Genomic DNA, 22,833 nt, shown 5'->3' with positions numbered 1-22,833 from the left:
CCAAACAGCGGTCATCTGCTACCATAGTCGTAAAAGCATGTGACGGGAGGACAACATGGCGAGCGTGAAATCCGCAGCTAAGCCGAAGAAAACAGCCACTGCCGGGGTGAAACCCGACGGGAAGCCGGCCAGGCTCGCCGACTATCTGCTGGCCCGCGCGCCGGCCGAAGACATTGCCGCCTATGACGCCGCCGACCTGGAGCGCGCCGCCGACCTGGCAGGACGTGCGGTCGCCGCCCACAAGAAGGGCCAAAGTGTCGTCGCCGTCGATGCCGGGTCGGGCGTCTCCCGCGAGGGCCGCCCGATGACGATCATCACCGTCGTCAACGACAACATGCCGTTCCTGTTCGATTCGATCCTCGGCGAGATCACAGAAACTGCCGGCGAACCGACTTTGGTCACCCATCCGGTCATCGTCGTGCGTCACGGCAAGGCCGGCGTCGACGAGATCCTCGGCGACGGCAGCGCCCTCAAGGACGATGGCAATCACGACCGCCTGAGCGTCGTCCATGTCCATATTCCGCGCCTGACGGCGGAGCAGGCCGACGCGCTGGCCGACCGCCTGCGCAAGATGCTCAACCAGGTGCGCGCCGCCGTCAGCGACTGGAAGCCGATGCTCGCCCGTCTCGACCAGGCGATTTCCGAATTCCGCTATTCCGCCGTGCCGCTCGACAAGAAGAGCGTTGCCGAGGCCATCGCCTTCCTTGAATGGCTGCGCGACGACAATTTCACTTTCCTTGGCATGCGCGAGTTCAAATATTCCGGCGGCGCGGAGAGCGGCAATCTGGAGCGCGCCGACAAACCCGGTCTCGGCATCCTCGCCGACCCGGATGTGCTGGTGCTCCGGCGCGGCACCGAGGCGGTGACGACGACGCCCGAAATCCGCGCCTTCCTGCATGGGCCGGAGCCGCTGATCGTCACCAAGGCCAACGCCAAGTCGCTGGTGCACCGCCGCATTTATCTCGATTATATCGGCGTCAAAACCTACACCGCCAAGGGCACGCTTGCCGGCGAGTTGCGCATGGTCGGCCTGTTCACCTCGACTGCCTACACGCGCTCGGTGATGAAAATCCCGTATCTGAGGTCAAAGGCCGAGACCATCATCGCCAAGTCCGGCTTCGACCGGCACGACCATTCCGGCAAGGCACTGATCAACGTTCTGGAGAGCTATCCGCGCGACGAACTGTTCCAGGTGCCGGTGCCGATCCTGAAGAAGCACGCCGCGGCCATTCTCGGCCTGGTCGAGCGGCCGCGGGTGCGGGCGCTGGTGCGCGCCGACCAGTTCGACCGCTTCGTCTCGATCCTCGTCTTCGTGCCGCGCGACCGCTATGACAGCGTTGTGCGCGAGAAGATCGGCGCCTATCTCAAGACCGTCTTCGAGGGCCGTTTGTCGGCTTATTATCCGGCGTTTCCGGAGGGCGGGCTGGCGCGTGTGCATTTCATCATCGGCCGCTCGGGCGGCAAGACGCCGAAGGTCGAGCAGGCGGCGATCGAAGCGGCGATCCGCGATATCGTGCGAACCTGGGACGACGCGCTGGCCGAAGCCGCGGAAGCCGTCGGCGGCGATCCATCGCTGAAGGCGATCGCCGCGCGTCTGCCTGAGAGCTATCGCGATTCCTTCAGCGCGGCCATCGCGCTGAAGGATGCGGGGCGCATCGCCGGCATCAGCACCGCCAACCCGATCGCCATCGACTATTACCGCCATGCCGAACAGAAACCCCATCAGGCAGCGCTGAAGATCTACCACCACGGCAGCCCGGTAGCGCTGTCGCGTCGCGTGCCGGTGCTGGAAAACATCGGCTTCCGCGTCATCAGCGAGCGCACCTTCGAGGTTGGCGAGGACGGCGGCGACACCGTCTTCGTCCACGACATGGAGCTGGAGAACAGCTACGGCAAGCCGATCGACCTCAGCGATGGCGGCGCGCTGTTCGAGGACGCGTTCCTGTCGGTCTGGCGCGGCGACATCGACAATGACAGCTATAACGGGCTTGCCCAGACCGCCGGCCTGTGGTCGGGCGAAGTCAGCATTCTGCGCGCCTATGGCCGCTACCTGCAGCAAGCCGGTATCCCGCAGAGCCAGGATTTCATCGCGGCCGCGCTCAACCGCTATCCCGACATTGCGCGCGGCCTGCATGCACTGTTCGTCGCTCGTCTCGGCCCGACCGCCGAGACGGAAGGCGTCGTCGCCGCCAAGCACCTCAAGGCCAAGATCAAGGACGCGCTGGAGGAAGTCCCCAACATTGATGACGACACCATCATCCGCCGCTATCTCAACCTGATCGAAGCCTCGTTGCGCACCAATCATTTCGTTGCGGGAACGAAGGCGCGGGGCCAGTCACTGGCGATCAAGCTGGACTCGCAAGCGGTCGAAGGATTGCCGGCGCCGCGGCCGTGGCGCGAGATCTTCGTCTACGGTTCCGAGGTCGAAGGCGTGCATCTGCGCTTCGGCCCGGTTGCGCGCGGCGGCCTGCGCTGGTCGGACCGCGCCCAGGATTACCGCACCGAGGTGCTCGGCCTGGTCAAGGCGCAGCAGGTCAAGAACGCCGTCATCGTGCCGGTCGGCGCCAAGGGCGGCTTCTATCCGAAGAAGCTGCCGATGAGCGCCGGCCGCGACGCCATCTTCGAGGCCGGCACCTCGGCCTACAAGAATTTCGTTTCCAGCCTGCTGTCGATCACCGACAATATCGGCCTCGATGGCGTCATACCCCCAGCCGGTGTCGTCAGGCGCGATCCTGACGACCCCTATTTCGTCGTCGCCGCCGACAAGGGCACGGCAACCTTCTCCGACACCGCCAATGCCATTTCGGAGAAACACGGTTTCTGGCTCGACGATGCCTTCGCCAGCGGCGGCTCGGCCGGTTACGACCACAAGAAGATGGGCATCACCGCCAAAGGCGCCTGGGAAGCGGTCAAGCGGCATTTCCGCGAGATCAACCGCGACATCCAGACCACCCCCTTCACCGTCGTCGGCGTCGGCGACATGTCGGGAGACGTGTTCGGCAACGGCATGCTCTTGTCGCCGCAGACCAGGCTGATCGCCGCCTTCGACCATCGCGACATCTTCATCGATCCCGATCCAGACAGAGTGGCGTCGATGGCGGAGCGCGAGCGCATGTTCGCGCTGCCGCGTTCGTCCTGGCAGGACTATGACAAGACCAAGCTGTCGGAAGGCGGCGTCATCGTCTCGCGCAGCCAGAAGTCGATCACGCTGCCTGCGGCAGCGGCCGCGGCGATTGGTCTCGCCAAGACCACGGCGACACCGGCCGAGATCATGACCGCCATCCTCAAGGCGAATGTCGATCTGTTGTGGTTCGGCGGCATCGGCACGTATTTACGGGCCTCGGGCGAAACCAATGCCGAAGTCGGCGACCGCGCCAATGACGCCATCCGCATCACCGCGCTCGATGTCCGGGCCAAAGTGATCGGCGAGGGCGCCAATCTCGGCGTCACGCAGCGCGCCCGCATCGAATTCGGCATGAATGGCGGCCGCTGCAACTCCGACGCCATCGACAATTCGGGCGGCGTCAACTGCTCCGACGTCGAGGTCAACATCAAGATCGCGCTGGCGTCCGCCATGCGCAAGGGGTCGCTGACCCGGCCGGCGCGCAACAAGCTGCTGGCCGAGATGACCGACGAGGTCGCCGGCCTCGTGCTGTCCAACAATTACGAACAGACGCTGGCGCTCTCCATCGCCCGCAAGCGCGGCCTTGCCGACATCGCGCACCAGAGCCGGTTCATGGCGGCGCTGGAGGCTCGGGGCCTGCTCGACCGCGCTGTCGAGACGCTGCCGTCGCCGGCCGCCCTTGCCGAGCGCGAGGCGCGTGGCGAGCCGCTGACCCGGGCGGAGCTTGGCGTGCTGCTCGCCTATGCCAAGATCGTGCTGTTTTCCGACATCGTCGCCAGCGACGTGCCGGACGACGCGCATTTCGACCGCGACCTGATGGGCTATTTCCCCGATCGGATGGCGAAGAAATACGCGGCCGAGATCCATGGCCACCGGCTGCGCCGCGAAATCATCGCCCGCGTCGTCGCCAACGATCTCGTCAATCGCGGCGGACCGTCATTCGTCAACCGGCTGCAGGAAGCCACGGGGCGCAGCGCGGCCGACGTGGTGCGCACCTTCGCCGTGGTGCGCGACGGCTTCGCCCTGCCGGCGCTCTATCGGGAGATCGATGCGCTGGACAGCCACATCGACGGCCAGGCGCAGCTCGATCTCTACCAGTCCGTCAGCCGGCTTATCTTCGTGACCAGCGGCTGGTATCTGAAGAACGATGCCGGCACCGCAGCGCTCGGCCAGCGCATTGCCGAACTGCAAGAGGCGCGCATGGCGCTGGAGCCGAAGCTGCTCTCGCTGCTGCCGGCCTTCTCGCGCGAGCGGGTCGAGGAGAGGCGGTATGGCCTGTTCAAGGCCGGCGCCCCGGAAAAGCTCGCCGGGCAGTTGGCAATGGCCGATGTGGCGGGACTGATCCCCGACATCGCACTGACGGCGCGCACGGCCAATGCCGACGTCGTCGCCTCGGCCAAGGTGTTCTTCGCCGTCAGCGATGCCTTCCGCATTCCGCGCGTCGAAGAGGCGGCGCGTTCAATCACGCCGTCGGACTATTACGACCAGCTGGCGCTGTCGCGCGCCACCGACACGATCGGCGCGGCGCGGCGCGGCATTGCGGTGGCGGCTCTCGCCGGTCATGCCGGGACGGCGGATCCTGTGGCGGCCTGGCTGGAAGCCGGCGGCGAGCGCGTGGCGCGCATCCGCGAGCGGCTGCAGGCGCTGACCGAAGGCGGGGATATCACCGTGTCCAGGCTGTCGGTGGCTTCGGGGCTGATGAGCGATCTGACGGGGATGTGAGGCTCGGGACTTTACCCTCCCCTTGTGGGGAGGGTCGCTGCGAAGCAGCGGGGTGGGGGTGCGGCACCGGGCCCCCCCCCCGCCGGCGGGGCGCGCTCCCCCCCGGCGGGGGGGGGGGGGGGGGGGGCGCGGGGGGGGGGGGGGGGCCCGCGGCACCGACCCCCACCCGGACCTTCGGTCCGACCTCCCCACAAGGGGGAGGTAGGGGCGCGGCGCCTTTCTTCGCGTCTCTATGCAGGTAGACAGCGGCGACATCCAGGTGAGGGGCAGCGCGAATCTTTCGCGGTTTGCATGAGCATTCGAAACATGCAGACATGGCGCCCGACACGGGCGGTGCCGGGGGAATCATCATGGCGGCAGTAGAAACAGCGCAGCGGGCATCCGGGCGTGGCATCTGGGGGTGGATGTTCTTCGACTGGGCGGCGCAGCCGTTCTTCACCGTCGTCACCACTTTCATCTTCGGCCCTTATTTCGTCTCGCGTATGGCGAGCGATCCAGATACGGGCTTGGCTGTATGGGGCTATGGCATTGCTGCCGCCGGGTTGGTCATCGCTGTTTTGTCGCCGATCCTTGGCTCGATTGCCGACCAGACCGGCCCGCGCAAGCCCTGGATCGCGTTCTTCGCCGCGATCAAGATCGCCAGTCTCTGTCTGCTTTGGTTCGCGGCACCCGGATCAAACCTTTTTCTGATCGTGGCCTTGTTCTCGCTGGCTTCGGTGGCCGCCGAATTCTCGACCGTTTTCAACGATTCGATGATGCCGCGCCTGGTGCCGAAGAGCGAGATCGGAAGGATTTCCAACATCGCCTGGGGGCTTGGCTACCTCGGCGGAATGATCGCGCTGATCTTCGTCGTTGCGGTGATGGCGGGCACGCCGGAGACCGGCAAGACGATTCTCGGTCTCGACCCGCTCTTCGGGCTCGACCCGAAACTCGGCGAGGACGCGCGGGCCACCGGGCCGCTCTCGGCCGGCTGGTATTTCCTGTTCATCCTGCCGATGTTCTTCTTCACGCCGGATGCCATCAAAGGCATTCCGATAGGGCCGGCGGTACGGGAAGGCCTGTCGGAGCTGAAGTCGACGCTGACTGAAGTGCGCCAGCGCAAAGGCATCTTCCGCTTTCTGATCGCCCGCATGATCTACCAGGACGGCGTCAATGCGCTTCTGGCGCTGGGCGCGGCCTTCGCCGCCAAGATGTTCGGCTGGTCGATCACAGAGGTCGGGATGTTCGGGATCATCCTCAATGTCGTCGCCATATTTGGCTGCTGGGGCGCGGCTTTTCTGGATACCCGGCTCGGCTCGAAGGTCATTGTGATGATCTCGCTTGTACTGCTCAGCATCGCCACGATCGGCATCGTCTCGACCGGGCCGGGTTTCACGCTGCTCGGCGTTGTGCAGCTTCCCACCGCCGACTCAGGCGGTCTGTTCGGCACGGCGGCGGAAAAGGCTTACATTCTCTATGGTTTGCTGATCGGGGTTGCCTTCGGACCGGTGCAAGCCTCGTCGCGTTCCTACATGGCGCGCAGCGTCACCGCAGCCGAGTCCGGCCGCTATTTCGGCATCTATGCGCTGGCCGGACGGGCGACCAGTTTTCTGGCGCCGTTCATGGTGGCAACAGTTGGCTTGGTCAGCGGCTCCGATCGGCTCGGCATGGCGACAATCGTACTGTTTCTCGGCGTCGGCATAGCGATATTAATCAAGACGCCGTACCCGGCGGATCAGCCGGTGGAATAGCGCCGCACTTTTCCTTCTCCCCTTGTGGGAAAAGGCAGAGGCGCTCAATGCCTGAAATGCCTCACGCCGGTAAACACCATGGCGATGCCATGCGCGTCGGCAGCGGCGATAACGTCGTCGTCGCGCATCGAGCCGCCGGGCTGGATCACCGCCGTGGCGCCGGCTTCGATCGCGGATATGAGCCCGTCGGCGAAAGGGAAGAAAGCGTCGGAGGCGACCACCGAGCCCTTGGTCAACGGCTCCGCGAGGCCAGCTGCTTCCGCCGCGTCGAGCGCCTTGCGTGCGGCGATGCGCGAGGAATCGACGCGGCTCATCTGCCCGGCGCCGATGCCGACCGTGGCGCCGTCCTTGGCGTAAACGATGGCGTTCGACTTGACGTGCTTAGCGATGCGGAAAGCGAATTTGAGGTCGGCCATCTCGGCCGCCGTCGGCGCGCGCCTGGTCACCACCTTCAGTTCGAGATCGTCGACCACCGCGTTGTCGCGGCCCTGGACGAGCATGCCGCCAGCGACGGATTTCACAGTGATGCCGCCGGCGTGCGGATCGGGCAGACCGCCGGTGACCAGCAGTCGCAAATTCTTTTTGGCGGCGACGATGCGGACAGCGTCCTCCGACGCGTTCGGCGCAATGATCACCTCGGTGAAGGTTTTTACGATCTCCTGAGCCGCTTCGGCATCGAGGATGCGGTTCATGGCGACGATACCGCCAAAGGCCGAAACCGGGTCGCAGGCCAGCGCTCTCGCATAGGCAGCAGCCAGTGAAGCGCTCTCGGCGACGCCGCATGGATTGGCGTGCTTGATGATGGCGACCGCTGCACAGCGGTTCGGATCGAACTCGCCGACCAGCTCGAAGGCGGCATCGGTGTCGTTGATGTTGTTGTAGGACAGCTGCTTGCCCTGCAACTGGCGAGCCGTGGCGACCCCGGGCCGCTTGTCGCCATTGACGTAGAAGCCGGCGCTTTGATGCGGGTTCTCGCCATAGCGCATGACGCTTTCCAGCCTGCCGCCGAAGGTGCGCCAGGTCGGGTGCTCGATCTCAAGCGTTTCGGCGAACCAGCCGGAGATCGCCGCATCATAGCTGGCGGTGCGGGCAAAGGCCTTGGCCGCCAGCTTCTGGCGGAAATCCAGCGACAGCGAGCCGATGTTCATCTCCAGCGCGTTCAGCACCGAGGCGTAGTCGCCGGGATCGGTGACGATGGCGACATAGGCGTGATTCTTGGCCGAAGCGCGGATCATCGCCGGGCCGCCAATGTCGATGTTCTCGACAACAGCGGCATAGTCGGCGCCGGAACGGCGGACCTCCTCGAACGGGTAGAGATTGCAGACGAGCAGATCGATCGGCTCGATGCGGTGATCGTGCATCGCCTTGGCGTGTTCGGGATCGTCGCGCACGCCGAGCAGCGCGCCGTGCACCGACGGGTGCAGCGTCTTGACGCGGCCGTCCATGATCTCGGGAAAGCCGGTCAGTTCGGAAACGTCGCGCACGGCAAGGCCAGCTTCGGCGATCGCCTTTGCCGTGCCTCCGGTCGACACCAGCTCGACGCCGGCCGCGACCAGCCCTTTGGCGAAGTCGATCAGGCCGGTCTTGTCGAAGACGGAAAGCAGGGCGCGGCGGACCGGAACGAGGTCGGGTGCCGGAATGTTCTTGGCGGCGACGGCCATGGGCTGGCGGCCTTTCAGGGCTGATTGGAGAGCGTTGCCGGGCCGTAGCACATGAGGTCAGGAAATCAAGCCGGAAGCTCGATCAAGCCGGCGCCGGCAACGACGCTCAGCTGTTCTCGGGATAGCCGGCGATGCCGGTGCGCGTGAGCTGCCAATGCACCTCGGCGATCTCCGAGGCCTTGAAGGCGAGCACGATCTGGCGGCTGCGGCGCGGGCCGCCAAGGCCGGCGAAATAGATCGATTCCTCGACCTCCGGCACCACTTCGGTGCAGGTGAACACCCAGGTGTCGGCCTGGTCGGCGGTCAGCACCAGGCGGTCATGCTCGTCCTGCAAAAGGTTGATGTCAGGGTGGATGTGGAAGCGCACCACGACGAAGTCGCGGCCATTGTTGCGGATCGCCGCACCGCCCGGGCGGAGGAAGCGATCCCTGCCGGCGAGCACATTGGCCTCGCTCGACAGTTTCAGCTCGCGCTCATGCAGGAAGCCAAAGCGCTGCATATAGCCGTCATGGCGGGCGATGAAGCCTTGCGTGCCCTTCTGGTCGATGCGCTTGCAAGGCACATGCTGCGGGCCGCCGAGCAAGGGTGAGCCGAGCAGGTCGTTGACGCGCAGCGAATGGGAAAACCGCGCCGACGAGGTGTCGTTGATGGTGGCGGTCGAATGCGCCGCGGTGGCACGGGCCAGCGGCCGGAACTCGGCGGCGCCATAGGTGTCGATGCCGGCATTGACGATATAATGCTGGCGACCGGACGAGAGTTCGAAGGCCAGGCACCCGGCATGCGCGGCGTTGGACACATCGACGGCCGGCGACGGGCCGGTATCGGCAATCACCGTCACGCCGCCCATCGACAGGCGCTCATAGCCGGAATGCGGCGCGTGCAGCAGCGGCGCGCCGGCGGTGTCGTCGTGGCGCAAGATGGTGGCTATACGGTCGTGGATGGTGGCGCCCATGCCGTTGAAGCGGGCGAGGCTGCCATCCTGATGGCGGAAGAAGCGCAGCGCCGGCAGCATGCGGTCGATGGCGCCCATCAGGGCGGCCGGTGGCGTTTCTGCCTGATTGGCATAGGTCTGACGCAGCGGCAGGAGATCGGCGAGCAATTCGAGCACCGCCATCGGGTTGCGCGAAATATGGCCGCCATCGGGAAGGATCTGGCGGTCGAGTTCTTCCGCCAGGCTGCGGGTGGCGCCGCGCAGTGCCGAGGCCGGCGCCGGCAGCGACAGCGCGGCGAAGGCAAGCGCGATACGAGCGCGCAGCCTGTCCTTGCCGTCCGGCATCTCGCGCGCCATCGAGCGGAGATAGCGGATCTGCACGGCGAGCGATTTCAGGAAGGCGCGATAGAACGGAAATTCGGCCCCTTGTAGGACAACCGAGGAGTGTTGCAACCAGGCAATGACTCGCTTGGCGGTGGTGCCGGGCTCCCAGGCTATGCCGGAAATCTGGTTGCCATGCATGGCGATCCAGTCGGAGACAAGCGCGCGTGCATTGGCGGCGGCCAGCTCGGTGCCGGCGGCGCGCATATGGCGCAGCCAACGGAAACCGTGCAGCGTCTTCACCCAGCCGCGGTTGGCGACGTCGATCTGGAATGGTGACTTGCCGCCGGTCTCGACCAGATGTCCCGACAGCGGATAGCGGCCATAATAAATCTCGAGCGCGATCTGCGGATCGGCGAGCCTGAGGTCGGGCGGTGCGATCAGGACGCGTTCGGGCGTGCGCCCGGAATAGCGCCAGCGATAGACTGGCCCTGCGCGAAGGCGCCGGCGCGTCTTGCGCCAAAACTCCTTAGCGACAAGCGTCCACAGACGTGTCGTGCTGCCGGCAGCCAGTGCCAAAACCCCTCCTCGTCGCCTGGAGCTAGAGCATGCTGTCGTCCGAAAACCGCGTCGCAGGTTTCGGCATCATGTTCCGGTACCCCAGCACAAGCTTATATGATTCAAGAACTTATGCGAAGTCGAATTCCGCCGACGTGAAGCGCCTCACGCTGCCGGCCACCGACCCACCCCGAAAAAAGTCAAGCGCTTCGCGGGCTTAAGCCCGGCAATCCGGCACTCACTTGCGGTTGTGGCGAGACCGAAATTCGCTGGGCGAACAGTTTTCGCGGTCGCGAAACAGACGGGAGAAATAGAAGGCGTCGTGGATGCCGACGGCGGCCGCAATGGACTCGATGGGCGAATCGGAGGCGGCCAGCATCTGTTTGGCGCGGTCGAGCCTCGTGCGCAGTTGGAAGGCCTTGGGCGACATGCCGGCTGCCCGCGCAAATCTGCGCCGCAAGGTTGCCGGCGACATCGAGAATTTCGCGGCGAAGGCATCGAGATCCACCGGGTCGCACGCGCAGCGGCGCAATTCGTCGATGATGGGCTGCATGTCGGCATGCTGGAAGCCGGGATTTCGTTGACGGTTGTTCCAATCCATTGCCTGGCGGGCAGCACGCACGACGATGCGATGCATCGTGGCGGCGGCTTCTGCCTGGCTCAGCATCGTATCGAGCGACAGCTCACCGTGCAGCCTGTCGAACAGCCGCTGCATTTTGCCGAGGTCGCGCAAGGGGACGACAGGGGCGTCCTCGGCGATCAGCCGCAGCCGGGTGAAATCGCGTATCAAGGCCCCGTCGAAGAGCGCCCAGCGTTCGAGCCAGCCCGATGCGTCCGGCCCGTAGGAATGCATTCTCCCGGGAAGCAGCCAGAACAGGGCCGGCGCTTGGATCGTCTGCATGCCGGCAGTCCTGGTTTCAAGCCAGCCTTGACCGTTCTCAATCAGCACCACGGCGAATTCCGGCAATTTGCGCGCTTGGATCGCCTGAGTGACGCGATGCCGACCAATCCCTGTAACCGACAGGCCGCCGGCCGCGGCCGGTGCGGATCTGTAGAGTGCGTAAGAGAGATCGTTCATGAGCGAAAAGTCCATGGCTTCGTTCTGTCCATGGGCGAGTGTGCGAACAGTATGACATTTCCAGCTAAGGATGGAAAATCGCAGGTGGCTGAAATGTCAAGCTCAACAGGTGGCACGCAACGACGGATTCCTGTTGCGTCAATCGATCTGAACGCCAACGGCAAGACATTATCGATGGCGCCGAACCGGTTGGGTCATCTCGTGCCAACCGACGCCGGGGTCGGCATCGATGCCATTCGCGGCCTCCTTGCCGAGCAAGGCTATGTCTGGCTGAAAAGTATGCTGCCGCGCCGCGACGTCATCGATTTTCGCGGCTGGGTGTTTTCATATCTGGCCGACACCGGCTTGCTGCAGCCCGGGTCCGATCCCGCGCTTGGCCTGGCGGCGGCCGCCGGCACGTTCGACCGTCAGCTCGCCGATCGCCGGTTGATGGCGCTGGTTCGCTCCACCGCCTATGAAGGGTTCTGCGCACAGCCCCTGATGGCGCGGCTGATGGATGCGTTCGTCGGCGGGCTGTCCTATTTGCACAAGCGCAAGATCATGCGTTTCACCCAACCGGGCACCACAGTGGCGACGCCGGCGCATTACGATCTCGTCTATCTGCGCGGCGGCACCAGCCGCATCGTCACTGCCTGGATCCCGATCGGCGACGTTCCCGTCGACATGGGCGGCCTGGTCTATCTCGAGGGATCGCACGCCATCGGCCTCGACATGGAGGCCCGGTTCGCCAGGGACAATGCCGGGCTGAGCCCGCAGGAGCGCATCAGCGCCTACAACCGGAACATGAGCGAGGGCGGCTGGGTGTCGAAGGACCTGCCCGACATGGCGGAGCGGTTCGATACACGCTGGCTGATCGCGGATTTCGAGGCCGGCGATGTCGTCCTCCACTCGCCCTACATGATCCACGCCTCGACAACCAACCAGACTGCGGAGGGGCGTATCCGGCTCTCCACCGATATCCGCTACCAGAATGTCGATGATGAGATCGATGCAAGGTGGGGGAAGCACTGGTCCTTGGACGACATGCTTTAGGCATGTCGTCGCGTCGGAGTCAGGCCAGACGTCGCATGCGGGCGGCAAAGAAGCCGTCCAGGCCGGAAACCCCTGGCGAACCACGGTCAAGATCGGCGGGTGTGGTGCGCAGCGTGCCTTGCGGGGTCAGGAAGGCGTCGATGCCGGCGATTTCGCCGGGCTGCAGTGGATCGTCGGCGACGGTTTTGTTGCCGGCCAGAAAGACGCGATACAGATCCTCGCCTTCGATCAGGTCCAGCGAACAGTTGGAAAAAACAATCCGACCGCCCGGTTTGACCAAAGTGACGGCGCGGGGGAGCAGCTTTGCTTGCAGATCGGCCAGCTTTTCGACGTCGGCTGCCGTCTTGGTCCATGGCACGTCGGGGTGGCGCCGAACCGTGCCTGTGGAAGAGCAGGGCGCGTCGAGCAGGACGGCGTCGAAAAGCTCCGCCGGCTGGTATTTCAGCAGATCGGCCTGCACGATCTCGGCGGACAGCCCGAGCCGTTCGAGGTTCTGCGTCAGCCGCGCCAGCCGGTTCTTCGAGGTGTCCACGGCGGTGACTTTGGCGCCGGCAAGGATCAGCTGAGCGGTCTTGCCGCCGGGGGCGGCGCAGAGGTCGGCGACGCGTAATCCTTTGACATCGCCGAACAGCCGCGCCGGAAAACTGGCGGCGGCGTCCTGGACCCACCATGCGCCTTCGCTGAAGCCCGGCAGTTCGGTGACGGAGGCGTTGAGCTTTTCCACTCGCACCGTGCCGGTCGGCAGCACGATGCCGCCGAGCTTTTCGGCCCACAGTTCGGGATCGGCCTTGACCGTGAAATCGACCGGCGCCTCAACGCGATGCGCCGCCAGGATCTGTCTGGTCATCTCGGCGCCATAGGCGGCCTTCAGCCGGTCGGAGAACCATTTTGGCGCCTCGTCGGTGGCGGCAAGAGCTGCCGGCAGTTCGGTCTCCTTGGCGCGCACCAAAGTGCGCAGCACGCCGTTAACGAGGCCGGAAAAGCGCTGCGTGCGTGGGTCCGACTTGGCGTGGGTCACAGCCAAATCGACGGCGGCGCTGTCGGGGATGTCGAGGAACAGGATCTGCGCCGCCGCAACATGCAGGATGTGCGACAGCGCTGTGGCGTTGGGCGGCAGCGGCTTTTCAAGGCGGCGGGCGAGGAGCCCGGCAATGGTCATGCGGTAGCGCAGCGCGGTCACCAGTATGGCGCGCACCAGGCCGCGGTCGCGCAGGTCGAGCACCTTGTATTGCGGATGGCCGTTCTCGTGGTCGGTCAGCCCGTCGAGCGGCGTCTTGGCGTCGATAACGGCGGCCAGCAGCCGCGCCGCTGCCTTGCGCGCGGCGAGGCCGGCGACGAATTCGTCCGAGCTGTTTTCGCGATCGCCTGAATGTGCGGGCCGGGATCTGGCGCCGCTCACGACCACGGACCTTTGGGTCCGGTCGGATTGCGGCCCCACGGATTGGCTTTCGGCTTGGCCGGTTTGGTCGGCGGCGTGGGTTGTGCTGCCTTGCCCCACGGGCCTTGCTCGACATCGGCCGGGAATTCTTCTGTTTGCTCTGGCGTCGGCGCCTGGCGCGGCGCCGGCTGGCGGCCTGCCATGTCGCGCGCGATCGCCTGCAGCGCGGCGATGCGGTTGTCGGTGTTCGGGTGGGTCGAAAACAGGCTGTCCATGCGCTCGCCGTGAAGGGGATTGATGATGAAGAGATGCGCGGTCGCGGGATTGCGTTCGGCATCCGGGTTGCGGATGCGTTCGGCGCCGCGGGCGATCTTGTCAAGCGCTGATGCCAGCCAAAGCGGATTTCCAACGATTTCGGCGCCGCGCCGGTCGGCCTCGTATTCGCGCGTGCGGCTGACCGCCATCTGCACGATCATGGCGGCGAAGGGCGCGACCAGCATCGCCACCAGCACGCCGACAAAGCCGAACGGGTTGTTGTTGTCGCGGCTGCCGCCGAAGAAGAAGGCGAAATTGCCGAGCATCGAGATGGCGCCGGCGAGTGTCGCGACAATGGTCATGGTCAGCGTGTCTCGATGCTGGATGTGGGCCAGCTCATGCGCCATGACTGCCGCCACCTCCTCATGCGACAGGCGCTCCAGCAGCCCGGTCGAGGCCGCGACCGCCGCGTTCTCGGGATTGCGGCCGGTGGCGAAGGCGTTCGGCTGCGGATTGTCGATCAGATAAGTCTTGGGCATCGGCAGGCCGGCCTGCTTGGCCAACGCCTCGACGATGGCGTGGAATTCGGGCGCGTTCTTCGCGTTGACCTCGACGGCGCGGTTCATCGACAGCACCATCTTGTCGGCATTCCAGTAGCTGAACAGATTGGTGCCCGCGGCGACCAGGAAGGCGATCATCATGCCGCCGGTGCCGCCGATCAGAAAGCCGACGCCCATGAACAGCGCCGTCATCGCGGCCAGAAGCATGGTGGTGCGTAGCGTGCTCATCATCTGCTCCCTGTGCGGCCGTGGCAAAAAAAGGTCGATCGGGGTGAACTCATGGCTATATGATGGGAAACGCCGCCCTTCGTTTCAATCCGCCCGGACTATCGCATGACCGACCAACCCAGCAAAGCCGATGCCGACCGGGAGAAGGACCTGACGCCGGCGGCCAGCCGAGCGCTGGCTGAAGCCGAGGCGCGCCGTGAAGCGTATCGCCAGAAGGAAGCTGCGTTGCCGAAGGAAATCGGCGGCCGCGGCGGCAAGGAACCCGGCCGCTACGGCGACTGGGAAGTGAAGGGACTGGCTAGCGATTTCTAGGGGTTCAGGAACGGAAGAACTGGGGAACTGGTGAACTGAAGAGTTGAAGAAAAAGGCGCATAGCAGTCCTCCAGTCCTCCAGTCCTCCAGTCCTCCAGTCCTCCAGTTCCTCAGGCCGCGCTGCGCTGTGCTCCCAGCGTCATCCAGCCGCTGTCATCGATGGCGATAGAGACGGTTTCGTAGCCGCTAATCGAATTGTGCTGAGTCGTCGTTGGATACTGGTGAGTGGCGCTGATCACCATCACCGACGCGCCCGCTGCTTCCGCCGCAGCGATACCGGCCGGTGCGTCCTCGAAGACCAGACAGTCGCCGATATCGACGCCGAGCCGTTTTGCCGCCAGCAGGAAACAGTCGGGCGCCGGTTTGCCGTGCGACACATCCTCGGCCGCAACCACCAAGGCGGGAACCGGGATGCCGGCGGCCCGCATGCGCAGCAGCGCCAACGGGCGCGGCGCCGAGGTGACGATCGCCCAGCGCTCTGGCGGCAAAGCGTTGAGGAACGGCACGGCGCCGGCGATCGGCAGCACGCCTTCGACATCGTCCGACTCGGCCTGCAACAGCACAAACGCCTCATGAACAGGGTCGACGCCGGGAAGCGCCAGGCTGGTGATGGTCTCGACGGCCCGCACGCCGTGGATCGTCGGCAGGAAGGCTTCGACGTCGAGACCTTGCTTAAGCGCCCACGCCGCCCAGACGCGCTCGGCCGAGGCGATCGAATTGAGCACCGTGCCATCCATATCGAACAGGAACGCGGCGAATTTTCTGCCTGCAAACATCAGGTTTTCCACGGGGTTAGGATCGTTTCGGGAGGGTCAAAACATGTCGTGCGACCGTAACGTCGCCACGCCTGCCTGGGAAGCTGCGGGAGAGCCTTTTCGATAGTTCCAGGGAACCATGGTCCCGCCTCTGGCGTTTTGAGCATACTGTTTTCCACGGGATCGAAGGGGCAATCATTGTGCTGATCCGGCTCGGCTACGAAATCGCCATTGAATGCGTCGGCGCCACGCCGGTCATCTCGCTGCTTGATATCCACAGGGATCGTCAGGCCGACATCAAACGGCAGACGCGCGTGCTGACGTCGCCTTCGGTGCCGAGCAAGGTCTATCACGATCTGTTCGGCAATACCTGCCGCCGCTTCACCGCACCCGCCGGCAGTTTCCGCATTCTCTATGACGCAGCCGTCGAGGACAGCGGGGAGCCTGACGCGGTCAACACGCTGGCCAGGGAAGTGCCGGTGGCGGAACTGCCGGACGATGTGCTCGGCTACCTCCTCGGCAGCCGCTATTGCGAGACCGATCATCTGAGCAGTCTGGCCTGGCAGCTTTTCGGCCATGTTCCCTCCGGCTGGGCGCGGGTGCAGGCGATCGTCGACTATGTCCACAACCGGCTGTCCTTCGGCTATGGCTATGCGCGGTCGACGCGCACCGCAGCCCAAGCGCATGAGGAGCAGGTTGGTGTATGCCGCGACTTCGCCCATCTGGCGATCACGCTCTGCCGCTGCATGAACATCCCGGCCCGCTATGTGAACGGTTATCTCGGCGACATCGGCGTACCGGCCGACCCGGCGCCGATGGATTTTTCGGCCTGGATGGAAGTGTTCCTCGACGGCAAATGGTACACGTTCGACCCGCGTCATAATCGTCCGAGGATAGGCCGCGTCGTCATCGCGCGCGGTCGTGATGCCACGGATGTCCCGCTGCTGCACAGCTTCGGCCCGCACCAACTTTCGCTGTTCAAGGTCTGGACCTACGAGCAGGAAGGCAATCTGTTCAACCCGCCCTATCACGGCGTCGACAAGACGGTGAGCGCGCGGATGCTGGCGTGACCGGATTCTGATCCGCTTCGACACACAATCCGGAAATGGAAAAGGCCGCCGCTTCTTGACGAAGCCGGCGGCCTTCCGTGTTTCCGTCCGTGGCGCGGCCAATGGCGGCGACCGAGGTCACCCGCCGCGCTTATCGCGCCTTAACGGGAAGACTGCTTCCCGAAAGTGCAATCCGCTGAGGCCACGTTCTGGAAAACGAAATCACTCGACATCGGATCACCTCCTTTCGATTTGTTGAACACGTACAGATGATGGGGTGCGTTGCAGCAAAAAACAAGATGCCGATTTGAAATAGCTGGCGAGCCGCCTTTTGCGCCGGGTTGCGAAGAGCCGCGCGGGCGGGCAAAATCCATGCAAGGTGGATTGTCAGGACTCGGGAGGATTGCCATGGAGGCAGCCGAGAAGGCCGCGCGCATCGTGCGAACGGTGATCGAAACGCTGAAGCCGGGTTTTGCGGTCAAGCTGTGGACCGGCGAGCGGATCGGTCCCGCCACCGGGCCCGTGCTCACTATCAACGACCAGGACATCGTCTGGCAGGTGGTGAAGCGGCCATCACTGTCGACGCTGATCGAGATGTGGATTTCCAAGACGATAGACATCGAAGACGGGACGATTTTCGATTTTTATGCACTGCCGTCGCAAGGCAAGCTCAGGACCAAGCTCAAGTCGCTGCCGAAGCTGGCGATCCTGCGCGACCTGCCGGCGGTGCTCCTGTCACGCAAGCAGATGAGTGCACGCACCGATCTGTCGGGTCGCAACCCCTATGTCAGCGGGTCGAGCCAGGAGGCGATCCAGCATCACTACGACATTTCGAATGCCTTTTACCGGCTCTTCCTCGACGAGCGCATGGTCTACAGCTGCGGCTACTTTACGGATTTCGCCAATGGCATCGACCAGGCGCAGGCCGACAAGCTCGACCATATCTGCCGCAAGCTCAGGCTGAAATCGGGCGAAAAGCTGCTCGACATCGGCTGCGGCTGGGGCGCCATGCTGATCCATGCGGCCAAAAATTACGGCGTCGTCGGCCATGGCGTGTCGCTGTCGCAGGCGCAGACCGATCTCGCCCGCGAGCGCATCCGCGCCGAAGGGCTGCAGGACCGCATCACCATCGAGATCAAATCCTATGCGGAACTCAAAGGCTCCTTCGACAAGATATCGTCGATCGGCATGTTCGAGCATCTCGGCCTCGCCAACCACGCCAGCTATTTCAAGACCATCCATCGCTTGCTGAAGCCCGGCGGCATCTATCTGCACCACGCCATCACCAGGCGAAGCAAGGGCGACTTGAAGAAAACCTTGCGCAAGGGGCCGGAGTTCAAGGCGCTGCTCAAATACATTTTCCCCGGCGGGGAACTCGACACGATCGGCATGACGCTGGGCAATCTGGAGGCGCATGGCTTCCTGGTCTACGACGTCGAGAATCTGCGCGAGCACTATGCGCGCACCTGCCGGCTGTGGGCCCAGCGGCTACAGGCTCGCTTCGACGAGGCGGTCGCCGAAGTCGGCGAGGCCAAGGCACGGCTGTGGCTGCTTTATCTCACCGGCTGCTCGATCACCTTCGAGCGCGCCTCGGCGCAGATTTTTCAGACCGTCGTCACCAAACGGGCACGCGGCCCGAGCGGGCTGCCGCCGACACGGGCGGATCTGTATCGGTAGGGATAGGATTCGGGGCCGAACCCCACGCTTTCCAAGGTCTGCGATTCGCTGCCTCGCGGTAGAGGCCTACACGAACCGCATCGGCGCGCCGATCTCGACACGGGCAGGCCTGTCCACAGTGCAATAGACGCCGAGATTATGGGCGTTGTGGCGGACCAGATTGCGCAGGATGCCGGGATCGTGGTCGAAGCCGTCCTGGCTGATGATGGTGAAGCCGCAGCGGCGGCACGGCTCCGAGACGGTCACCAGCAGGTCGCCGATGGCAAGCTTGCGGCCAATCCATTCGGTCTCGGGAAACGAGCCTTCGACCGCCGCCATGTCGACGACGATGTTGGGGCGGAAGCGGCGCGGATCGGGAATGCCTTCGGGGTGCAGCGCCTTGAGCCGGGCCAGCGATGCGGTGGTCAAGAGATGGATCGGCGCTTTGCGGTAGCGCGCCGCGGTCAGCGGGCCGGTGTAGCCGGGAGCGTTGTCCTGGCTGAACGGCCGGATCGAGGCGGCGAAGCCGAGATAGGCCGAGATGGCTTGGTCGCATTCCACACCCGGCACTGCCAGCCAGTCGCCGTCGGGAACGGCGATCTCCAGCTTGCGGTCCTTGCTCAGCCGGGTGCGGATGCGCGGCACCTTGTGCCACTTGGCGTCGCGGTCGGGCCGCGCGATCTCATTGTCCGAGACATCGACACGGCCGAACAGCCGGTCGCCGTCGATGGTTTCAAGGCCGACCGAAATGGCGTCCTGGCGTTCGCCGGCAAGCGAACTTGCAGGGTAACGCCAGAGCTCCGTGACTGCGCCCAGTGCAGCCATCAAATCCCCTCAGCCCTTCTTGTTCTGGCGGTTGGCGATCAGATCATCGACCACGGCCGGATCGGCCAGTGTCGAGGTATCGCCGAGCGCGGAAAAATCGTCCTCTGCGATCTTGCGCAGGATACGGCGCATGATCTTGCCGGAGCGGGTTTTCGGCAGTCCGGGCGCGAACTGCAGCTTGTCGGGCGAGGCGATTGCGCCGATCTCCCTGCGGACATGGGCCACGAGCTCCTTGCGCAGTTCCTCGCTCGGCTCCACGCCTTTCATCAAGGTAACGTAGCTGTAGATGCCCTGGCCCTTGATGTCGTGGGGATAGCCGACGACAGCTGCTTCCGACACCTTCTCATGGCTGACGAGCGCCGATTCGACCTCGGCCGTTCCCATGCGGTGGCCGGAAACGTTGATGACGTCGTCAACGCGGCCGGTGATCCAGTAATAGCCATCGGCGTCGCGGCGACAGCCGTCTCCGGTGAAGTATTTGCCCTTGTAGGTGGAGAAATAGGTCTGCACGAAGCGGTCGTGATCGCCATAGACCGTGCGCATCTGGCCGGGCCAGGAATCGGCGATGCAGAGATTGCCGTCGGCCGCCCCTTCCAGCACCTTGCCTTCGCCGTTGACCAGCTGCGGCTTGATGCCGAAGAAGGGCCGCGTCGCCGAACCGGCCTTGAGGTCGGTGGCGCCGGGCAGCGGCGTGATCAGGATGCCGCCGGTCTCGGTCTGCCACCATGTGTCGACGATCGGCACCTTGCCGTTGCCGACGATGTTGAAATACCACTCCCAAGCTTCCGGATTGATCGGTTCGCCGACCGAGCCCAGCACGCGCAGCGACTTGCGCGAGGTCTTCTTCACCGGTTCGTCGCCGGCGCCCATCAGCGCGCGCAGTGCCGTCGGCGCGGTGTAGAAGATGTTGACCTTGTGCTTGTCGATGACTTCCCAGAAGCGCGACTGCGAGGGGTAGTTCGGCACGCCCTCGAACATCAGCGTGGTGGCGCCGTTGGCGAGCGGGCCATAGACGATGTAGCTGTGGCCGGTGACCCAACCGACATCGGCGGTGCACCAGTAGATATCGCCATCATGGTAGTCGAAGACATATTGGTGGGTCATCGAGACATAGACGAGATAGCCGGCGGTGGTGTGCAGCACGCCCTTCGGCTTGCCGGTCGAGCCTGAGGTATAGAGGATGAACAGCGGATCCTCGGCCTTCATCTTCTCCGGCTTGCAGTCGCCTTTCACCGTGGCGATCTCGTCATGGTACCAGATGTCGCGTCCCTGGACCCAGCCGGTCTTGCCGCCGGTGCGACGAACGACGACCACCTTATCGACCTTGGTGCCGGCCTTGGCGGCGATTTCGATCGCTCTGTCGGTGTTTTCCTTCAGCGGGATCGGCTTGCCGCCGCGCAGGCCTTCGTCGGCGGTGATGACGAAGGTCGACTTGCAGTCATCGATGCGGCCGGCCAGCGCGTCCGGTGAAAAGCCGCCGAAGACGATCGAGTGGATGGCGCCGATGCGGGTGCAAGCCAGCATCGCGTAGGCCGCTTCCGGGATCATCGGCATGTAGATGGTGACGCGGTCGCCCTTCCTGACGCCGTGCTTCTTCATCACATTGGCGAGCCGGCAGACATGCTCGTAGAGCTCGTTATAGGTGATCTTCTTGTCGTCGTAGGGATTGTCGCCTTCCCAGATGATGGCTGTCTGGTTGCCGCGCTTCTTCAAATGGCGGTCGATGCAGTTGTAGGAGACGTTGGTTTCGCCGTCCTCGAACCATTTGATCGAGACCTTGCCCTCGAAGGAGGTGTTCTTGACCTTGCTGAACGGCTTGAACCAGTCGATGCGCTTGCCGTGCTTGCCCCAGAACTTGTCCGGATTCTTCACGCTGTCAGCATACCATTTGAGGTAGGTGTCATTGTCGATCAGCGCATTCTTCTTCCACGCCGGCTGGACGCGGTGGATCTTCACCTCGGACATGTCTTCACTTTCCTCCCAAACCACCCCGCCGGCTTGACCACAGCCAGGATCACGGCGACGCAGCCGCGAATTCGGCGGCATTATTAACAGTTCCGCGCTGACGGCAACATTAGACGTTGGATTCGCGTGGCGCGATGCCGCAGCTCCCGTTTCGGTTGTATCAGCACTCGGCAGCGGTCGCTGCTAACTGCATGTTTTCGTGCATAAAACCCGACTGGGATCAGGAAAATCATAGACAGTTAAGGAACGGCGCGCACAATTCGGTGTTGGGAGGAATGGAGAATCAACTAGGCCAAGGGGCTGTCATGCGCGATCATTCCGAAATGGACCTGATGCTCAAGGGGTATGGCCTGACCACGGCCAAGATTCTGTACCATTTTCCCGACCACCCGCATCTGCTGCAGAGCTTCATCTGGCAGGATTACGATCTGGCGCCGAAGTTTCCGGTGCTGATCAAGTTCATCGAGTTCTGGAAGGCCAGGCTCGACGGGCCGCTGCATTCGATCAGCTACACGCACCAGAAGCTGATCGCGCCGAACGAATGGCGGAAGGTGGATGGGGAGTTCGTGCTGCACTGAGCGGCAGTATAGCTGATCTCCCCCGCAAGGGGGGAGATTGGCAGCTTCAACGTCGTGCGATCACACCGCAGGCGGGTTCAGTCGGGCGAAACCTTCCTGGCGGTGATAGGGGAAGTACGGGTAGGGCGCGGTCACTTCGCTTGCGGCGTCGAGCTTTTTGACCTGCTCCGGCGTCAATGCCCAGCCGACGGCGCCGAGGTTCTGGCGCAGCTGTTCCTCGTTGCGGGCGCCGATGATGACCGAGGACACGGTCGGGCGCCGCAACAGCCAGTTGATGGCGATCTGCGGCACGGTCTTGCCGGTCTCTTCAGCCATCGCATCAAGCGCATCCATGACCCGGTAGAGATGTTGGTCCGCGACCGGCGGGCCGAAATCGGCGGTGTCGTGCAGCCGGCTCTTTTCCGGCAGGGGCTGGCCGCGGCGGATCTTGCCGGTCAGGCGGCCCCAGCCGAGCGGGCTCCACACCAGCGCGCCGATGCCCTGGTCGATACCGAGCGGCATCAGCTCCCATTCATAGTCGCGACCGACCAGCGAGTAGTAGACCTGATGCGCGGCGTAGCGCGGATAAGCATGCTTGTCAGCTTCCGCCAGCGATTTCATCACCTGCCAGCCGGAGAAGTTGGAGACGCCGACATAGCGCAGCTTGCCGGCGCGCACGAGGTCGTCCAGCGTCGACAACACCTCCTCGATCGGCGTGCCGGCATCGAAGGCGTGCAGCTGCAACAGGTCGATGTAATCGGTGCCCATGCGCTTCAGGGCGGCGTCGACGGCTTTGATCAGCCGCGAGCGCGACGAGCCGTAGTCGGCCGGTCTGTCGCCCATCGGCAGCGAAGTCTTGGTCGAGATCAGCACCGCGTCGCGGCGGCCTTTGATGGCTTCGCCAAGCACTTCCTCGGAGGCGCCGTTCGAATAGACATCGGCGGTGTCGAACAGATTGACGCCGGCCTCGAGGCAGATGTCGATCAGCCGCCGCGCTTCCTTGGCATCGCTGTTGCCCCAGGCCCCGAACAGCGGCCCGGAGCCGCCGAAAGTGCCGGCGCCGAAAGAGAGTGCGGGCACTTTCAGGCCCGATGCGCCGAGACGTCGATAATCCATTTTATGCTCCTTGATGATGT

Annotated in this window: 16 protein-coding genes; 7 read left to right on the top strand and 9 right to left on the bottom strand. The window is 64.2% G+C overall.

What is annotated here, in order from left to right:
- Positions 1 to 55: 55 nt before the first annotated feature.
- Positions 56 to 4,846, top strand: a complete 4,791-nt coding sequence (locus tag NKJ75_RS16375) for an NAD-glutamate dehydrogenase (RefSeq protein ID WP_352499950.1) — start codon at positions 56 to 58, stop codon at positions 4,844 to 4,846.
- Between the two features lie 350 nt (positions 4,847 to 5,196).
- Positions 5,197 to 6,576 (top strand): MFS transporter, encoded by a 1,380-nt coding sequence (locus tag NKJ75_RS16370; RefSeq protein ID WP_031247146.1) that lies wholly within the window; start codon positions 5,197 to 5,199, stop codon positions 6,574 to 6,576.
- A gap of 44 nt (positions 6,577 to 6,620) precedes the next feature.
- On the opposite strand, the gene purH is transcribed toward NKJ75_RS16370, so the two are convergent.
- The 3 genes from purH to NKJ75_RS16355 form a co-directional block, all read right to left on the bottom strand.
- The gene (purH, locus tag NKJ75_RS16365; RefSeq protein ID WP_023745356.1) at positions 6,621 to 8,237 is read right to left on the bottom strand and encodes a bifunctional phosphoribosylaminoimidazolecarboxamide formyltransferase/IMP cyclohydrolase; all 1,617 of its coding nucleotides are present in this window, start codon (positions 8,235 to 8,237) and stop codon (positions 6,621 to 6,623) included.
- A gap of 106 nt (positions 8,238 to 8,343) precedes the next feature.
- Positions 8,344 to 10,068 carry a heparinase II/III family protein gene (locus tag NKJ75_RS16360; RefSeq protein ID WP_023742197.1) on the bottom strand — a complete coding sequence of 575 codons (1,725 nt, stop codon included), beginning with the start codon at positions 10,066 to 10,068 and terminating at the stop codon, positions 8,344 to 8,346.
- A 217-nt stretch (positions 10,069 to 10,285) separates the two neighbouring features.
- Complete coding sequence (locus NKJ75_RS16355) at positions 10,286 to 11,140, bottom strand: helix-turn-helix transcriptional regulator (RefSeq protein ID WP_023835206.1); 855 nt, start codon at positions 11,138 to 11,140, stop codon at positions 10,286 to 10,288.
- Positions 11,141 to 11,218: 78 nt separating this feature from the next.
- Here NKJ75_RS16355 and NKJ75_RS16350 point away from each other — a divergent pair, with 78 nt between their 5' ends.
- The gene (locus NKJ75_RS16350) at positions 11,219 to 12,157 is read left to right on the top strand and encodes a phytanoyl-CoA dioxygenase family protein (RefSeq protein ID WP_352499949.1); all 939 of its coding nucleotides are present in this window, start codon (positions 11,219 to 11,221) and stop codon (positions 12,155 to 12,157) included.
- 19 nt (positions 12,158 to 12,176) lie between these two features.
- On the opposite strand, the gene NKJ75_RS16345 is transcribed toward NKJ75_RS16350, so the two are convergent.
- Together NKJ75_RS16345 and htpX are read right to left on the bottom strand one after the other, a co-directional pair.
- A complete protein-coding gene (locus tag NKJ75_RS16345; RefSeq protein WP_352499948.1) occupies positions 12,177 to 13,562 on the bottom strand; it encodes an RsmB/NOP family class I SAM-dependent RNA methyltransferase in 1,386 nt (461 codons plus the stop codon).
- Positions 13,553 to 14,578: a zinc metalloprotease HtpX gene (gene htpX / locus NKJ75_RS16340; protein ID WP_352499947.1), complete on the bottom strand. Its 1,026-nt coding sequence runs from the start codon at positions 14,576 to 14,578 to the stop codon at positions 13,553 to 13,555. Before htpX ends, NKJ75_RS16345 begins: the two co-directional genes overlap by 10 nt.
- Before the next feature lie 105 nt (positions 14,579 to 14,683).
- On the opposite strand from htpX, the gene NKJ75_RS16335 reads away from it, so the two are divergent.
- The gene (locus tag NKJ75_RS16335) at positions 14,684 to 14,890 is read left to right on the top strand and encodes a DUF1674 domain-containing protein (RefSeq protein ID WP_023688862.1); all 207 of its coding nucleotides are present in this window, start codon (positions 14,684 to 14,686) and stop codon (positions 14,888 to 14,890) included.
- Between the two features lie 110 nt (positions 14,891 to 15,000).
- On the opposite strand, the gene NKJ75_RS16330 is transcribed toward NKJ75_RS16335, so the two are convergent.
- On the bottom strand, positions 15,001 to 15,666 hold the full coding sequence (locus tag NKJ75_RS16330) for an HAD-IA family hydrolase (protein WP_023745351.1): 666 nt from the start codon (positions 15,664 to 15,666) through the stop codon (positions 15,001 to 15,003).
- A gap of 179 nt (positions 15,667 to 15,845) precedes the next feature.
- Here NKJ75_RS16330 and NKJ75_RS16325 point away from each other — a divergent pair, with 179 nt between their 5' ends.
- Both NKJ75_RS16325 and NKJ75_RS16320 read left to right on the top strand, forming a co-directional pair.
- Positions 15,846 to 16,715 carry a transglutaminase-like domain-containing protein gene (locus NKJ75_RS16325; RefSeq protein ID WP_023693194.1) on the top strand — a complete coding sequence of 290 codons (870 nt, stop codon included), beginning with the start codon at positions 15,846 to 15,848 and terminating at the stop codon, positions 16,713 to 16,715.
- A 387-nt stretch (positions 16,716 to 17,102) separates the two neighbouring features.
- Positions 17,103 to 18,371, top strand: coding sequence for a class I SAM-dependent methyltransferase (locus NKJ75_RS16320; RefSeq protein ID WP_023745350.1), 1,269 nt, complete (start codon positions 17,103 to 17,105; stop codon positions 18,369 to 18,371).
- 66 nt (positions 18,372 to 18,437) lie between these two features.
- On the opposite strand, the gene NKJ75_RS16315 is transcribed toward NKJ75_RS16320, so the two are convergent.
- Both NKJ75_RS16315 and acs read right to left on the bottom strand, forming a co-directional pair.
- Positions 18,438 to 19,175, bottom strand: coding sequence for an MOSC domain-containing protein (locus NKJ75_RS16315; RefSeq protein WP_352499946.1), 738 nt, complete (start codon positions 19,173 to 19,175; stop codon positions 18,438 to 18,440).
- 9 nt (positions 19,176 to 19,184) lie between these two features.
- Positions 19,185 to 21,140, bottom strand: coding sequence for an acetate--CoA ligase (acs, locus tag NKJ75_RS16310; protein WP_023745348.1), 1,956 nt, complete (start codon positions 21,138 to 21,140; stop codon positions 19,185 to 19,187).
- A 305-nt stretch (positions 21,141 to 21,445) separates the two neighbouring features.
- Between acs and NKJ75_RS16305 the strand changes: the two genes are divergently transcribed.
- Positions 21,446 to 21,718 (top strand): usg protein, encoded by a 273-nt coding sequence (locus NKJ75_RS16305; RefSeq protein ID WP_023668649.1) that lies wholly within the window; start codon positions 21,446 to 21,448, stop codon positions 21,716 to 21,718.
- Positions 21,719 to 21,778: 60 nt separating this feature from the next.
- Here the strand turns inward: NKJ75_RS16305 and NKJ75_RS16300 are convergent, their stop codons facing one another.
- Positions 21,779 to 22,813, bottom strand: a complete 1,035-nt coding sequence (locus tag NKJ75_RS16300) for an aldo/keto reductase (RefSeq protein ID WP_023745347.1) — start codon at positions 22,811 to 22,813, stop codon at positions 21,779 to 21,781.
- Between the last annotated feature and the right edge of the window lie 20 nt (positions 22,814 to 22,833).

The sequence above is a fragment of the Mesorhizobium sp. M0058 genome (genome assembly GCF_040323095.1).
Classification (GTDB): domain Bacteria; phylum Pseudomonadota; class Alphaproteobacteria; order Rhizobiales; family Rhizobiaceae; genus Mesorhizobium.
The sequence above is the reverse complement of the archived record's forward strand: the minus strand, read 5'-3'. Positions and strand labels throughout refer to the sequence as shown.